This window comes from Dyella agri, assembly GCF_044904705.1.
Lineage (GTDB): Bacteria > Pseudomonadota > Gammaproteobacteria > Xanthomonadales > Rhodanobacteraceae > Rhodanobacter_A > Rhodanobacter_A agri.
In genome coordinates, this window is sequence record NZ_JADIKL010000003.1 from 264398 (window position 1) to 280299 (window position 15902).

Below are 15902 nucleotides of genomic sequence, written 5' to 3' on the forward strand. Positions count from 1 at the left end.
GCGCCCCCCGTCGCACGGCGAATACGCATAGGTAACACATCGATGGAGCGGCTGGCGAGCGCGGTGCCGCCGGCCGCACGATCCGCTGACTTGCCGGCCTGTGCCAGTCTGGGACAATGGCGCTTTTCACCGGGTTCCCCATGCAACTCGTCGACATCGGCGCCAACCTCGGCCACGAATCCTTCCATCACGACTTCGATGCCGTGCTGCAGCGTGCGCAAGCGCACGGCGTGGGCCGGATGGTCGTCACCGGCGCCTCGCGCGATGGCAGCGAGCACGCATTGGCGCTGGCGCACGCGCACCCGGGCGTGCTGTGGGCCACGGCCGGCGTGCATCCGCATCACGCGGTGGATTACGACGATGCCACCGACGCGAGGCTGCGTGAGCTCGCGCAGGATCCTGCGGTTTGTGCGGTGGGCGAGACCGGGCTGGACTACAACCGCAACTACTCGCCGCGCGACGTGCAGTTGCAGGTGTTCGAACGCCAGCTCGCCATCGCGGCGGAACTGGGAAAGCCGTTGTTCCTGCACCAGCGCGACGCGCACGAGGATTTCGTCGCCTTGCTCCGTCGCTGGCGCGACAAGGTACCGGCTGCGGTGGTGCACTGCTTCACCGATACCGGCGAGGCGCTCGCCGACTATCTCGCGCTGGATTGCCACATCGGCATCACCGGCTGGATCTGCGACGAACGCCGCGGCACCCACCTGCGCGAGCTGGTGCGCGAGATCCCCGCCGACCGGCTGATGATCGAGACCGACGCGCCCTACCTGCTGCCGCGCACGGTGCGTCCGCAGCCCAGCCACCGGCGCAACGAGCCGATGTACCTGCGACACATCTGCGAGGAAATCGCGCGCGACCGCGGCGAACGGGTGGAAGTCACCGCGGCGAACAGCACGGCGACGGCCGCGGCGTTCTTCGGCTTGCCGGTGGAACACCCCCTCGCCCCGCACCGCTGAAACCGAACGCGTACCACGGTGCCTGTTGCGCACCGGCCCTGCCTTGCCGCACAGTCCGGCGTGGAGAGGGAGGCGCCAAGGCATGCGTGGCGTATACGACAACGCATTGATCACATCCCCGGCAAGGCCGGAGGCATCCGCTTCAGCGGACGCCTTCGACGTCTTTGTGCGCGAACAACGCCAGGGGCTCTTGCAGTTCCTGCGCAGCCGCACCGCTAGCGAGCAGGATGCCGAAGATGCGTTGCAGGAGAGCCTCGCCAAGCTGCTGCGCTACCGCCACCACGAGTCGCCCGAGGCCTGGAAGGCCCTGCTCTATCGCATCGCTGCGAATGTCGCCAACGATCAGTATCGCGCCGGTGCCTGCCGGCACAGCAGCGACCATGTGCCGCTGGACGACCTGCCGATCGCCGACAGCGACCACAGGCCGGACCAGCGCGCCGCCTATAACCAGCAAGTGGCGCGGATCGGCGAGGCGATTCTTGCCCTGCCGCCGAAGTGCCAGCGCGTGTATCTGCTCAAGCGCGCGCACGGGCTCAGCCACGCTCAGATCGCCGCGCGCTGCGGCATTTCCGTGAAAATGGTGGAAAAGCATCTGGCCAATGCCATGGCTCTTCTGCGCCGCAAGGTAGGCAATTCCCTTATGGAACCGTTTTAGAAGTCATGGACAAGGAGTTCGGCCAGCACGAAAGCACCTCCGGCCGCCCCGGCGATGCCGAGCACTGGTTCGCACGCCTGCTCGAACCCGGCTGCTCCGACGCCGAATCGGTCGCCTTCCAGCGTTGGCACGACGCAGATCCGGCCCACGCAGCGGCATGGCGCGAAGTAAACGCATTGTGGCGACAGAGCGCCGACGCCGTGCGCTCTCCGGCACTGGCTGCCGCTGCCTGGCGTGCGCTGCGGGAACAACCGGCCACGCCCTGGTACCGGCGCACCCGTGTCCTCCTGCCAGCCGTCGCTGCATTGGCGACTGCCGCCGTGGCCGTGCTGGTTGTGCTGCCGCGCTGGCGCACGGCGTCACCACCGTCGGATACCGTCGTGTACCAGACGACGACCGGCCAGCCGCGCAGCGTTCGACTCGCCGATGGCACGCTGGTGATCCTGGACGCGCAGTCCAGCCTGCAGGTGCGCTACGGCGAGCACTTCCGTCACGCGGACCTGCTGCGCGGGCGCGCCCAGTTCGCGGTGCGCCACGACCCGCAGCGCCCCTTCGAAGTGCATGCGGGCAATGGCACCATCACTGACGTCGGCACCGTGTTCCAGGTGCGCACCGACGACGAATGCACCGGCGTGATCCTGCTCAAGGGCGCGGTAAACGTCTCCGTGGCCGCGCCGGGCCATGCGGTAGCGCAGGTGTCTCTGCTTCACGGTAACCGGCAGGTATGGTTCTCCCGCGACGGCAGCATCTCGCCGCCGCAACCCGCCGACACGCAGGCTGCCGAAGGCTGGACCCAAGGCAAGCTGGTCGTGCACGACTGGCGCCTGCCTGACCTGTTGAGCGAAATGAACCGCTACAACCAGACGCAGGTCGCCATTGGCGATCCGTCGCTTAACGCCCTGCGCGTCAGTGGCGTGTTCGACGCCAACGACCCTGAAACCATGCTGCAGATGCTGCAGCAGGGTTGGCCCGTGCATGCCCGCCGTATTGACGGTACGCGGGTGCTGCTGGTGCCGCTTGCGGGACAGACCGAACTCCCGCGCAAGCGCTAGGCGCCCGGTCAGGCTGATCGCCGACGCGCAACACGCAAGCGCCTACCCACCAACGCGCGGCCAAGCCCGCCCGACAGACATGAGGCGCGGGGCGCACAGCGCCGCGCTGCCGACGGTCGATTCAAGCCCGTGACGGCACGCCGCCCCATCGCCCGCTGCCGGCGCAAGCATTCCGAAGGTCCATCTCATTCGAGGAAGCGCCCCAAACCCACCACGGCCGCGCGAACGGGCTACCAAGACGAAGCGGCATGGAATATGGGACGGCGCGCACACTTTGGCGGCATCGACACGATGGCGACTGAAACCCGAAGGTAGGGCTTTTGCGACGGCACACGTTGTTGAGCATGAGGTGGCGTTGCGCGATGCCGATGCGGGGAGCAAGGGGAACGGCATTTCGAACAACCCCAGACGCCACGGACAGCCGGCGGGGGAGGTGTTGCGCCAAGGCGCAGCAGTAGTGAGGCATAGAGGCGCGCGAAGGCGAGGCCTCGGCTTGCCCAAAAAATCACTTTCAAGAGGGCTTTTCATGAAACACCTGATGTTGAAGGCAATGGCGGCGTCCGTGCTCCTGGGGCTGGCGGTGGGACCGGCTCTGGCGACAGGTAACGGCCAGGTATCGTCGGAGTTCAATCCGTACGCACCGTCCTTTGGGCATACCTACCGCCACGGCGCCGTGCCGACGCGCGAAGTGCACCAGAAGATCAAGAACTACCGCGCCACGCACGCGAGCACGGCAGCGACCAGCGCGAACACGCTGGCCTACGGCGGCGGCATCGATGGCGTGGGCGTGATGGACGGCCACGTGAAGGTCTACATCGTGTACTACGGCAGCCAGTGGGGCACGCAGAGCACCAACGCCAAGGGCGACGACGTGTTCAGCGGCGACTCCTACGGTGCCGCGGCAGTGGCCGAAGAAATGTTCAAGGGCATCGGCACCGGCAATGAGCTGTGGTCGGCCGACCTGACCCAGTGGTGCGACGGCCCGAACGTGGCCACCGGTGCCACCAGCTGCCCGTCGAACGCGAGCTTCGTGCCGTACCAGACCGGCGGCGTGCTGGCCGGCGTCTACTACGACAACTCGGCGGCCGCACCCAGCGCCCCGACCGCGACCGACCTGGCGAACGAGGCGATCAAGGCCGCGGCGCACTTCGGCAACACCGCCGCCGGCTCGAACCGCTACACCTACTACATCGTCATGTCGCCGCACGGCACGGACCCGGACAACTACCAGAGCCCGACCCAGGGCTACTGCGCGTGGCACAACTACACCACCTCGTCGTACGGCGACATCGCCTACAGCAACCAGCCCTACAACATGGACATGGGTTCGAGCTGCGGCGTGAACTTCGTGAACTCGGGCAGCGCCGGCAGCCTGGACGGCTGGACGATGACCCTGGGCCACGAGTGGCACGAGATGATGTCGGACACCTATCCGGCCGGCGGCTGGTCGAACGCCAGCAGCGGCGAGGAGAACTCGGACGAGTGCGCGTGGATCGCAGCGGGTCAGGCCGGCGGTGCGGCGAACGTGACGATGGGCACGGCGGGCACCTTCACCGAGCAGGCCAGCTGGTCGAACGACACCAACGCCTGCGCGATCTCGCACGCGATCCTGCACGGCGGTTCGACCGGCGGTACGCCGGTGGCGAACTTCACCGACACGGTGAGCGGCCTGACGGTGAACTTCACCGACAGCTCCACCGACACGGGCGGCACGATCAGCTCGCATTCCTGGACCTTCGGCGATGGTGCGACCTCGACGACGGCGAGCCCGAGCCACACCTATGCGGCGGCGGGCACCTACAGCGTGACCGAGACCGTGACCGACAGCACCGGCGCGACCAGCAGCAAGACCGCCTCGGTGACCGTCTCCAGCGGTAGCACCGGCAAGCCGGTGGCGAACTTCACCGACACGGTGAGCGGCCTGACCGCGAGCTTCACCGACAGCTCCACCGATACGGGCGGCACGATCAGCTCATACGCGTGGACCTTCGGCGACAACTCGACGGCGACGACGGCGAGCCCGAGCCACACCTACGCGGCGGCGGGCACCTACAGCGTGACCGAGACGGTGAAGGACAACACCGGTGCGACCAGCAGCAAGACCGCATCGGTGACCGTGACCGCGCCCAGCGGTGGCACCTTCAGCAACAACACCAAGAAGACGATCGCCGACAACGCCACCATCACCAGCAGCATCGCGGTGACCGGTGAGCCGGGTGCGGCGCCGGCGGCCCTGTCGGTGCACGTCAACATCACGCACAACTGGTCGGGCGATCTGGAGATCGACCTGGTTGCGCCGAACGGTGCGTATGCGGTGCTGCAGTCGCCGGACTACAACGACGACGGCAACATCAACGCCACCTACACGGTGAATGCCTCCTCGGTGCAGGGCAATGGCACCTGGAAGCTGCGCGTGATCGACAACGACCCGTGGTACAGCGGTGATTACGGCACGCTCAACGGTTGGAGCATGACGTTCTGAGAAAGACACGGCGCGCAGGGATGCGCGCCGTCTCCCGCAGGCCCGGCCGAGCACGGCCGGGCCTGCTTCGTTCGGGCCTTGGCGTCCTTGAATCTGTTGCCTGGTGCGCCCGTATGATGTACCCGTGAGGCACAGGGGCAGCTACTGTCCCATTGCAAGCGGCAGACACGGGGGGGCGCATGCTGGCCAAGCATCCAACAGCGGGAACCCGGCGCCTACTGCCCGTCCGCCTCTTGGCATGCCTGCTGGTCACCATCGCATGGTCGACGCACGCCAACCCTCAAAAGTCGGCGCTCCCCCTCGAAACCGCATCACGGCACACCTACTCGATTCCTCCGGGCCCGCTCGATCGCGCGCTGGACGAACTGGCCGCTCAAGGCGGCACCCAAGTGGCCTATGCGCCAGCGCTCGTCGCCGGTCTGCGCACCCGCGGCCTGGCCGGAATCTATACCCCGGAGGAAGCGCTTGAACGGCTGCTGCGCGGCACGGGCTTGCGCTGGCGCGATCTGGGCGGGACGAGTTTCGTGCTGATTCCGAAGCAGCAGGAAACGATGCCCATATCGCTTCGCCCACCTCCAAAGATCGTCGCGACCTTGGCCACGGTAGCCGTAAGCGGCACCTTGATCGACAACGCCAGCGTGCAAACCGCCACCCCGGTACTCACGATCACCGCGGCGCAAATCCAGGCTCGCGGCTTCAGCAGCGTCGCCGAGGTGCTGCGCAACATGGTCTTCGCCACCGGGCCGGTGCAGGGACCACAAACCGCCGGTTCGTTCACCCAGGGCGCACAGCCCATCAGCCTGTTCGGGCTCAGCCCGCAGTTCACCCTCGTGCTCGTGGATGGCAAGCCGCTGGCACGTTTCGGACGCCCCTACAACGGCAGCACCCTCGCCGCCAGCGTAGCCAACCTGCCGCTCTCGATTGTCGACCATATCGACGTGATGGCCGGTGGCGGTTCGACGATCTACGGCTCGCAGGCGATCGGTGGCGTGGTCAACATCGTCACCCGCGCGCAATCGCACGGAGGTTCAGTGGAGGTGCAAGCCGGCCATTACCCGGCCGGTGGCGGCGCCAACCAGCGCGTGACCTTCACCTGGGGACACACGCAGGGACATTGGCAAACCGTGGGCGCGATGGAGTTCACCAACGCTGACCCCATCTGGGGTTACCAACGTCCGCTCACCGATGGCACGGGCCCGCAGCAGCGCATGCCTCCCGTCCAGGCCGGCATCCAGGACTACGGCACGCTGGCGGGCTTCAACGGTTACCCGCAGGGCTACCTCGACCCGCCCGCCGGCTGCGACAACCTTCTCTTCGCCGGCAGCAACACGCTCGTCGGCAACAACGCCGGCACCCACTACTGCGGCTCGCCGCGCGGCGATGCCTGGCGCACCTACAGCAACCAGGAGCGGGGCTACGACGGCCTGCTGAAGCTGCGCTACCGCGCCAACGACCAGCTGCAGTTATATATGGACGCGATGTGGAACTGGCAGCAGCAACGCTGGTATCCGGGTCCGACGTACTGGACTCCCGCCAGCCTGCCGGGCGGCGCCATCGAAGACGCCGCCAGCGGCCAGATCCTGTATCCGGAGCGGGTCTTCGCACCCGAGGAAGTGCCCGGCGGCGCGTACGGCCAGATGGCGCGCCAACGCGACGTGCTTTACCAGGCCGATGTGGGCGCCAACGGAAATTTCGGCGACTCCGGCTGGACCTGGGATCTCTATTACCTGCGCAGCGGCGATCGCACGCTGGTGGAGGAACCGCTGCTTGTCACACCGCGCGTGAACCGCTTCTTCGATGCCTTGCTGGGCGCGACCGGCACGACCGATCCGGCCACCGGCCTGCCACTGTACCGCGGCGACTACGCAAGCTTCTTCAGCGCGGTGACGCCAGCCCAGTACGCCGGCTTCGCGCAGTACGCCAACGAGGCCAGCGACACCCGCCTCGACACCACCCGCCTCACGGTGGGCAACGCCGCCTGGTTCAGCCTGCCCGGCGGGGACGCAGGCTTCGCCTCCCTGGTCGAGGCCGGCGGCGAATCCTGGCACGAGCCGCTCAACCCGCTGTTCTCGGAGCAGCTGGCGTTCCAGCACACGGCTTCAGGCGGCGGCGGCCAGCGCCAACATGCCGCGGCCGCATTCGAGCTGAACTTGCCGCTGCTCAAGCCGCTTACCGTGGATCTTTCCGGCCGCTATGACCGCTACACCGGGCCCGCCCGCGCCAGCCACCGCTACACCTATCGCGCGGGCATCGAATACCGCCCATTCGACGTATTGCTGCTGCGCGCGAACTACGCCACTGCCTTCAAGGCGCCGGATCTCTCCGCGCTGTTCCTCAGCCCCTCGGGCTACTACGCCACGGTGACCGACTACTACCTGTGCGCGCTCGCTGGTGCCTCCGAATGCAGCGCATACGCCTATCCCGTGCGCGGCGTCACGCTGGCCAATCCTTCGCTCAAGCCCACCGACGCGCGCACCTGGTCGCTCGGCGCCGTGTGGTCGCCCACCGACCGGCTGAATCTCAGCGTCGACTATCTCGACATCGCCATCCGCAACGAGGAAGTAGCACAGAACGTAGACCTGCTTTCCTACGACGAGGCGCGCTGCCTGCTCGGCCAGCTCGACCCGTCGTCCGCGCGCTGCCGTGCGTTGACCGATCCGGTCGACGGCCAGGTCCATCGCCCGATGCCCGGCGGGCCTATCGACAGCGTGGTCACCACCTACGTCAACCTCTCCAGCGAGACGGTGCACTCGATCTTCGCCGCATTGCGCTACCGCTTCGCTCCCACGCGCTTCGGCAGCCTCCGCCTGGAGATGGACTACAACAACCAGTTCCGGCACGACTTCCGCTACTCGGCCGACCTGCCGCAGGAACCGGTCGCCGGCCCGCATGACGTGCTTACCGGAGCATTGGACTGGACAGCCCCCGGCGGTGCCTGGAGCAGCACGCTCTATGGCCGTCGATATGGCGCGTCGCCCAACCAGGCGACCGCGCTTTACGGCACCGGCTCCCCAGGCGCGACCCAGCTGCACCCATGGGTCACCTTCAACTGGACCCTCAGCTATGCACCCACCCGCCGACTCAGCTTCATGCTCACGGCGGACAACCTCGCCAACAAGATGCCGCCGCGCGATTCCACCTTCGGCGACTACCCCTACTTCGACGTCGAAAACTACGACATCTACGGTCGCCAGATCATGATGCAGGCGCGGCTGGTCTTCGATGCACACTGAGGCCTCCAGCCCGCAATGCATGGGCCTGCCCCTCATGATCAGCCATGGGTACCTGATCGCAATCCGTTCGCTGGGCAGCAAGAGCAACCGATGTCGACCCAGGTGTACTTGTCGACCTCGCCGCGAAAAGCTTGCTGCAGTGGGTGCCTTTCCCGCAAAGGACACCCATGCGCCCGATGACGCCGGGTTCGTCGACTAGTAGCGCCGGCTGCTTTGCATCGATCGAGACCAGGCGGCCGTCCTTGGCCTTTCCCTATCTCCGAACTTACGGGATGACTGGACCTGTCGTTTGCGCCGGCATTGCCTTCACACCCTGCAGTCGGCTCTTCTGCACCACATAGCCTGCCGGGATCGTGTACACATTGCCCAGGCCATCCGCCAGGTGCTGCGGCACAAACGCTCCCCCCGTGCCCTGCCACACATAGGCATCACCCTGGCTGTTGGTCCACAGAATGTCCGCCAGGCCGTCTCCGTCGAAGTCCTCGATCGACGCAATCGTGTAACCGCTCGTTACGTTGCGCGTCTCGCGATCCTGCACCTGTGTGCCATTCATGACCCACCAGCCCAACTGGCTCGTCGACGGGTTGAACCAGATCAGATCCGTCTGGCCGCTTCCCGCGATCCGGCCCGCACCTTCCAGCTCCCAGCCGGCGGCATAGGTGCCGCCATAGGTCTTGGTGAAGTTGCCCGTGCCGTCGTTGATCCAGTAGTAGATGTCGTTGTTCGGGCCAGTCCACACGATGTCGACGTAACCATCGCCGTTCAGGTCCGCCAGACGTGGCGTATAGCCAGCCGTCGCGTCGATCGTTGATTCGACGTTCCTGCCGCAAAAGGCGTGCTTATGGCCAAGGATATAGAACCCGCCGCAGCTCACCTGCCAGAAGCCCAGCTGACCGGTGCTGTTGTTGCGCCAGATCTCCTTCGACACGTTCGTCGCATCAACCACCCCTGAGCCCACCAGGGTCCAACCGGCCGGATGCGGGAATTTGAACGTCTGCCAACCTGTCCCTCCATAAATTTCGAGGGTGGCCGTATTCGTCGTGGCGTTGTCAGTTTCAAGCACGGGCTGACCTGCCATTACGAACTTGCCGACATCCGCCGGCACACCATCCAGCTGGTCGCCTGGGGTGAAAACCGGGCTGTCGGTGGCGACGCTGACGACGACGGTGCCGCCGTTCATCGCCAGGATGGTCGAGTTGCCATTGGCGCTGTCGATCAGGATCACGTTGCTGCGGCCGCTGAACCCGCCCGTGTTGCCGCTGTCGTCCAGCCCCATGAAGTTCCAGGTCGGCACGGCCTGCCCGCGCGCATCGAGCATGGCGACAGCATTGACGAGGTGCTCCACGTTTACCGAGCCCAGGCCCGTCGCGTAGTCGTAGCCATAGCCCGCCTTCCACGCCGGCGCCAACGTCATTGCCCCGCCGTTGCTCAACGCGCCGTAGCTGTCGTTCCCCTTGGAATAGCAATCCGCTGTTCCCGCATAGCACGGCACGTCGATGTCACCCACAGTAATGTCGTGGAATACGCAGTTCACACCCGAGCCGTCATTGCCGCACGTGCCCGTCGGCGACCCCACGCTGCCATACTGCTTGCGCCCCAGGTCATACAGCACCGGCGCCATGTTGCCTTGACTCACCCCCGACTTCTGGTTGATCAACGCCTGGATGCCCGCCATCGCCGGTGCGGCGAAAGATGTGCCGCCCGCGCTGTTGTAGACCGCATCCGTGGGGTTCAGGTAGTTGCAGGCCGTGCCACCCTCCGATTGATCCGACATGCAAAAGATCAGTGCATGCCCGTAGATGCCGCTCGCCGCAAATAGCGAAACGTCCGGAATCATGCGCCTCTGCGTTTGCGGCATGCCCGCCACGCCCGTCTGCCAGCTCGGCTGAGGCCACGAATAGCTCGGGCCGCCGCTACCGGCCGCCGTGTTCAGGAGGTTGTTCCCGGGACTCGTGTTGCATGCTGTGTTCGGATCCGAATAACCCAGCAACGGATACAGCTTGCTGCTCGCGCACGAGCTGTTCCACGGCTGCTCCGGGATGTAGCTCATCGCGCTCACGCCCAGGTTCCCGTTGCCCGGGGCCCAGTACTTGGACTGATTGCCCAGATCGTCGAAATCCGTGCCCCCCACCGACACGTTGTACGGCGTGTTGCCCATGCCGTTCACCGCAATGCCGAAGCTCGCTGCCGGCTGGTTCTGGTCGCAACCCGCCGAGCCCGCATCTCCTGATGATACGAACACCGTCACGCCTTCCGCCGCCGCGGTCGACCACAGGTACGCCGCTTCATTCCTATCGCCTACGGCCGCACTGATCACCTCGCACTCGCCATAGCTCAAGCTCATGATCGCGGGCGGTGCGGGCTGGAATATCAGGTTCTGCGCTGCCAGGAACGGGCCAAAGTCGCTGCCGGTGTCCGCGCATGACGCCAGCACCACGTTGGCATCCGGTGCAGCCGCGCCAGCCCACTCCGCATCCAGGGCCGCTTCACCCTCGTCTCCGTTCGTTCCAGGATCCGCACAGCTGGTGTCGCCCACGTATAGCGCAGGATGCACTTGGGTGAACATGCCTTGCGCATCCGGCGGCAGGAACGTTTGGCGGAACGTCGCCACATCCGCGTCCTGCACGTCGGTCCGCTCCAGCACAGCCACCGTCTGGCCGCTGCCGCGGACCGGCGTGTTCTGGGACCACAGCGAATTCACGTTGTAGATCGTGTCGAAATCCGCCGGCACCACGTCAAAGTCCACTTGACCATTGAACTGGAAGTTGAAATCCGACGACTTTCCGTCCACCGCCACCCAATGACCCTTGCTGTCCCGCTTCACAGCATGGATATTTTTCACCTGCGGTGTCGGGAAGAAGTTCGTCATCGATGCCACACCTGCCACCACCGGCGTCAGCGCCGTCGGCAGCTTCTGCTCCGTCGCATTGGCGAAACGCACTCTGCCGTCATCGCCCACGTACTGATGGATCGACGTCGAGAAGGCCCGCTGCACCGCCGTCACCGAACCCGAGAACCGGATCATCATCTTGTCCGGCGTCACCAGTTTCACGCCCAGGCCCTGCGACTCCAGCCACTTCTCCACCGTCGCCACGTCCTGGTCGCTCGGTCCGAACTGTTCGCCTACTTGCTTGGCTGTCAGCCATTTGTGGAAGTTCGGCGAAGACGGAACGTTCAGTGAAGCCAGGTACGCATCGAAATGCTTCTGCTGCTCCGCGCCGCGCTTGAGCAGTAGCGTCATCGACGGGATCACCTTCGTCTGGGCCATCGGGCCCAGATCCGTGCTGGTAATGGCATGCAACGATACGGTGCCCTTCAGCGTCGTCAGCTGACTGGCGTTGATCTTCGATGCGTCCAGCAACGGCGTCGCCGGCGCTGCTCCATTCAACTGGGTGGCTGTGGCGGCATGAGCACCTTGCCCCAGGCTACCCGCAAGCACCACGGCCATGCCCGCAAGCCATGGCCGGTATCTATCGATCGACATAGAGGTGTTCCCCCAAACGATGTTGCATCGCTGATGACTGCGCCGGCCCCCAAAATTCCGGCGAATGCACTCCGACAGGCTTGGCGACATGCACCAGGCGCCTTTGTCGAGCCGCCGCAGGTTAGCGTCGTGTTTTTTGTTAGTCACACACGACGTTATGGCCGTAAACTCACCGAATTCTCACCGCGCACGCCTCCGCACGATGCACGTGATGCCGCAACGCTGTAGCGAGACAAGACACGGAATCCTTGTTCCGCCGCGCCGGGTGGCGCGCGCAGCATGAATCGCATGCTTTTGCGATTCCTGTCATGGGTTAGACGGGTTCCCATCGATGATCCCGTCGACCTCCGCAATGCCGTCTTCATGCAATGGCTGCTGCTGTTCGAAGGGCTGCGCACGCCACTGAACAAGATCTACCTGATCTCGCTCCATTGGCCCTACATGGTGGAGCACTTCTACGGCAAGGCCCGCTTAGGCGTGCATGCGGCCATCGCCATAGACATGGGAACCGATCTGGCCATGACCTTGTCGGCATGGACCGGCATTTACCTTATTCGCAAAGGAAAGTTCCGGGCAGCCGTAGCGCTCTTTCTGGAGGTCATGCTGGGTTCGGCGGCGCTTGCCTACATAGCGTTCGGCTATCAGGTCATCAACGACAATCTGACCATGATCATGCTGCTGGCCCTCAGCGGCATGATGCTTGGGCGCAAGGCCTTGTGGATCGCCTATGGCGCCGAGGTCGCGATCCTGACGGTCAGCTCGGCCCCGATAAGCATTGGCCACGCGCTCATGCCCCCCAGCGCTCTTATAGACACATACGGCCATCTGCCGTTGCAAACGCTGCTGAGTTATCTGCTGATAGCGATCATCCTGGATCGAAGCATCCATGCGCTGCGCGACAGCCTGGTGGAATCGAACCACCAGCGGCAGCTGTTGAGCAGGGAAATAGCCGAGCGTGAACGCACCCACGAACAGCTGCTGCATGCGCAGAAAATGGATGCCATCGGCAAGCTCGCCAGCGGCATAGCCCATGACATAAACAATGTCTTCGGCATCATCCTCGGATTTTCCACGGAACGGGATCGATTGGCCGGGTTGACCGAAAAAGACGCTGGACTGCGGGAAGAGATTCACTCCATCGAAGACGCCATGGAAGGTATCGAGCTGGCCGCACGCCGGGGAGCCTCCGTCTGTCGGAAACTGCTCAATTTCAGCCGGCGCGACGTCACCCAGCTGGAAACCTTCGACATGGCGCTGGCATTGCGCGAACTCCAGCCGCTGATACGCCAGATCCTGCCGCCCTCCATCCGCTTTCAGGCGCACATCCCGAATCGGGAAACGCCCATCCGCTTTGATCGCAGCCAGTTCGAGCTCGCCATCATCAACCTTGTGTCCAACGCCCGCGACGCCATGCCGGCGGGCGGCATCTGCACGCTCGCCCTCGAGCTCGGGCAAACCCACGCCAACTTGTCCGTCCAGGACACCGGAACCGGCATCCCGGAACACATAAAGGAAAAAATCTTCGAGCCCTTCTTCACCACCAAGCCGGTGGGCAGCGGTACAGGGCTGGGGCTCAGCGTCGTTTACGGCTTGATCCAGCGCGCAGGCGGCGAGATAAGCGTGGAAAGCGCACCCGACAAGGGCTCCATCTTTCGCATCGGACTTCCCATGACACCGTCACCCGATGCCGCCCAGCCGTCCGGTGTAACAGAGAGGCGTCACCACGTCCTTCTTGTCGATGACGACCAGGATCTGCGCGTCGTCCTTGCCAAGGCACTCAAGAAAAAGGGATACGACGTCACGGAGGCCTGCGATGGCGCGAATGCCGAATACCTCGCGCAACACATGCAGTACGCCCCTGATGTCATCGTATGCGACCATCACATGCCCGGCGCGGACGGCACCCAGGTGCTGCGCAAGCTACGCGACCGGTTTCATGAAATACCCGCCATCCTCATCTCCGCCCACCTCGATACCGATGGCCTGCCGGCGCGGAGCGACGAGCCAAACATCAAACGTCTGCCGAAGCCATTCTCGCCAGATGCCCTCGTCGCCAGCGTCGCAGCGTCGCTCGGGCAGCATGGTTCGGGCGCGATGAAGGCATTGCGCGACTGACGTCCGTCGTCCATAACACCACGCATTGCCACGAGAGCGCTCGGCGGGTGATGGAGCAACTCCTCCTCATGCCGCCAGGAGATAGCCGGCGCCGTGCACTGCATCCAGTGGCAGCGGGATACCCAGCGTCGCCAATACCTTTCGCCTCAAACGGTGGATCATGGAATCCAGACGATGAGGATCGAACGCCAGCACATCATCGGCCAGCACACCGATCAGTACTTCTCTTGATACGACCTGATTGAGGCGTCGCATCAGCTCCTCCAGCAACAGTCGCTCGGTCTTGGTAAGCGTCACCCTTCCCCCCAGCGGGGAAACCAGAATCCAGTTATCCGAGCTCAGGCGCCACGTACCAGCAATATCCGGGGCATGCGGCTTCAGTCTCCGCGCGACGCTGTGCAGCGTCGCCACCAGGACGTCAATCTCGACAGGCTTGGCGAGGTAGGCGTCGGCACCCTCGGTCAGCCCCCGGATGCGGTCGACGCTTTCGGACCGTCCCGTCAACATCACTATCCCGAGCCCCGGGCTGCGCGCACGCAAACCGCGCGCCACTTCGAAACCGTCGCTGTCCGGCAAGCCGATGTCCAAAATGACAATGTCGGGCACCATTTTCCCTATGACTTCAGACATCTCCGCCATGCTTCCCGAAGTCCGGACTTCGAAACCGAATCGGCGCAGTTTCGGGGCCAGAACGTGCTCGCGCAAAAGATCGTCGTCTTCCAGGAGAACGAGCCGCAACGAACCCTCACTCTCGGTGGAAGCGGTTGGATTAGCCGACGACATTGAACACACCTCGAGATTCGGAATCCATCAAGTGAGATAAACCTGCCGCCGAAATTTGATCCTGCTCCTCACCCACAGCGTGCAGGCAGGAATATTCATGATGGCAAAACCACCCGGCATTGAATAATCCTGGCGTCCGTTCCGTAGGAGAGCAACGCTTGCAGGCCTTTTCCGCACCGCGGTGTCCAACCGGCCGATGTCGGAACCTGTCTTCTCCGCGCCTCGTACTTCCATGATTTCAATGCGATGTTTCGGCGCGCGCGTCATCATAGCCCGACGTGAATGGACGTGACGTTTTACGAGGCATTGCGCCGGCAGGCCCGGATCGAACTCGGCAAACATGCGGTGCGTCCCAGTGCCACCGGCACGGGGACCCTGCGCGCGGCAGGCCTGCTCCTGTCCGGTGCCGGGCAGGCGCTGGCGAGTCGCGGCTACCTAGGCTGGACCATGCGCCGCGCCCACTTCAGCGGCTCGCTGGGCGTGGCGATGATCGAACATCTGATGCGCCGCCATGACGGTTCGCGCGCTGCTGCCGACCCCACCCGGCCGCAGCTGGCTGCGCCAGCTCGGTGCCGCGCTAGACGATGGAATGCGTCGGATCAGCCGAGCACACGCATCTCGCCGGATGCCAACCCGTCCAGCGCATGCTCGCCGATGCGCACGCGGATCAGCCGCAGCGTGGGGAAACCCACCGCCGCGGTCATCCGGCGCACCTGACGATTGCGCCCTTCGCGCAAGGTGAGGGTGAGCCAGCTGGTGGGGATGCTCTTGCGGAAACGCACCGGCGGATCGCGCGGCCACAGCCAGCCCGGCTCGTCGGCATGTTCGGCGGGCGCCGGCAAGGTGGGGCCGTCGTTCAGCACCACGCCGCGGCGCAAGGCGGCGAGCGCCGCATCGTCGATCGCGCCATCCACCTGCACCAGATAAGTCTTGGGCTGCTTGTGCCGCGGATCGGTGAGGCGGTGCGCGAGCCGGCCGTCGTCGGTGAGCAGCAGCAGGCCTTCGCTGTCGTGATCCAGCCGGCCCGCCGCGTAGACGTCCTTCTGTTTCACATAGTCGGCCAGCGTGGGCCGGCCGCGCTCATCGGTGAACTGGCAGAGCACGCCATAGGGCTTGTTCAACGCGATGAGCATGGCCGGCCG

The 15902-nt window shown here is 64.9% G+C and carries 10 protein-coding genes; 6 read left to right on the forward strand and 4 right to left on the reverse strand.

Annotated elements, in window-relative coordinates:
- Positions 1-140 precede the first annotated feature (140 nt).
- The 5 genes from ISP14_RS07095 to ISP14_RS07115 all read left to right on the forward strand — a co-directional run bounded on the left by ISP14_RS07095 (position 141) and on the right by ISP14_RS07115 (position 8378).
- Positions 141-956 (forward strand): TatD family hydrolase, encoded by an 816-nt coding sequence (locus ISP14_RS07095; protein ID WP_404537568.1) that lies wholly within the window; start codon positions 141-143, stop codon positions 954-956.
- An 82-nt stretch (positions 957-1038) separates the two neighbouring features.
- The gene (locus tag ISP14_RS07100; RefSeq protein WP_404537570.1) at positions 1039-1611 is read left to right on the forward strand and encodes an RNA polymerase sigma factor; all 573 of its coding nucleotides are present in this window, start codon (positions 1039-1041) and stop codon (positions 1609-1611) included.
- A gap of 5 nt (positions 1612-1616) precedes the next feature.
- A complete protein-coding gene (locus tag ISP14_RS07105) occupies positions 1617-2663 on the forward strand; it encodes a FecR family protein (protein ID WP_404537572.1) in 1047 nt (348 codons plus the stop codon).
- 526 nt (positions 2664-3189) lie between these two features.
- Positions 3190-5145, forward strand: a complete 1956-nt coding sequence (locus ISP14_RS07110) for a PKD domain-containing protein (RefSeq protein WP_404537573.1) — start codon at positions 3190-3192, stop codon at positions 5143-5145.
- 389 nt (positions 5146-5534) lie between these two features.
- A complete protein-coding gene (locus ISP14_RS07115) occupies positions 5535-8378 on the forward strand; it encodes a TonB-dependent receptor (protein ID WP_404537575.1) in 2844 nt (947 codons plus the stop codon).
- A 265-nt stretch (positions 8379-8643) separates the two neighbouring features.
- Here the strand turns inward: ISP14_RS07115 and ISP14_RS07120 are convergent, their stop codons facing one another.
- Positions 8644-11862, reverse strand: a complete 3219-nt coding sequence (locus ISP14_RS07120) for a protease pro-enzyme activation domain-containing protein (RefSeq protein WP_404537577.1) — start codon at positions 11860-11862, stop codon at positions 8644-8646.
- Between the two features lie 279 nt (positions 11863-12141).
- Here ISP14_RS07120 and ISP14_RS07125 point away from each other — a divergent pair, with 279 nt between their 5' ends.
- A complete protein-coding gene (locus ISP14_RS07125) occupies positions 12142-13977 on the forward strand; it encodes a hybrid sensor histidine kinase/response regulator (RefSeq protein ID WP_404537580.1) in 1836 nt (611 codons plus the stop codon).
- A 66-nt stretch (positions 13978-14043) separates the two neighbouring features.
- Here ISP14_RS07125 and ISP14_RS07130 read toward each other — a convergent pair whose 3' ends face one another.
- From ISP14_RS07130 to ISP14_RS07140, 3 genes are all read right to left on the reverse strand, one after another.
- Entirely contained in the window at positions 14044-14760 is a 717-nt protein-coding gene (locus tag ISP14_RS07130) for a response regulator transcription factor (RefSeq protein WP_404537583.1), read from the reverse strand.
- Positions 14761-14787: 27 nt separating this feature from the next.
- Positions 14788-15102, reverse strand: a complete 315-nt coding sequence (locus tag ISP14_RS07135; RefSeq protein ID WP_404537585.1) for a hypothetical protein — start codon at positions 15100-15102, stop codon at positions 14788-14790.
- A gap of 257 nt (positions 15103-15359) precedes the next feature.
- Positions 15360-15893: a pseudouridine synthase gene (locus tag ISP14_RS07140; RefSeq protein ID WP_404537587.1), complete on the reverse strand. Its 534-nt coding sequence runs from the start codon at positions 15891-15893 to the stop codon at positions 15360-15362.
- Positions 15894-15902: the final 9 nt, after the last annotated feature.

Coding starts and splice junctions, on each gene's coding strand:
- ISP14_RS07100 (WP_404537570.1), top strand. CDS start 1,039: ATGCGTGGCGTATACGACAACGCATTGATCACATCCCCGGCAAGGCCG.
- ISP14_RS07110 (WP_404537573.1), top strand. CDS start 3,190: ATGAAACACCTGATGTTGAAGGCAATGGCGGCGTCCGTGCTCCTGGGG.
- ISP14_RS07135 (WP_404537585.1), bottom strand. CDS start 15,102: ATGTTTGCCGAGTTCGATCCGGGCCTGCCGGCGCAATGCCTCGTAAAA.
- ISP14_RS07095 (WP_404537568.1), top strand. CDS start 141: ATGCAACTCGTCGACATCGGCGCCAACCTCGGCCACGAATCCTTCCAT.
- ISP14_RS07105 (WP_404537572.1), top strand. CDS start 1,617: ATGGACAAGGAGTTCGGCCAGCACGAAAGCACCTCCGGCCGCCCCGGC.
- ISP14_RS07125 (WP_404537580.1), top strand. CDS start 12,142: ATGAATCGCATGCTTTTGCGATTCCTGTCATGGGTTAGACGGGTTCCC.
- ISP14_RS07120 (WP_404537577.1), bottom strand. CDS start 11,862: ATGTCGATCGATAGATACCGGCCATGGCTTGCGGGCATGGCCGTGGTG.
- ISP14_RS07140 (WP_404537587.1), bottom strand. CDS start 15,893: ATGCTCATCGCGTTGAACAAGCCCTATGGCGTGCTCTGCCAGTTCACC.
- ISP14_RS07130 (WP_404537583.1), bottom strand. CDS start 14,760: ATGTCGTCGGCTAATCCAACCGCTTCCACCGAGAGTGAGGGTTCGTTG.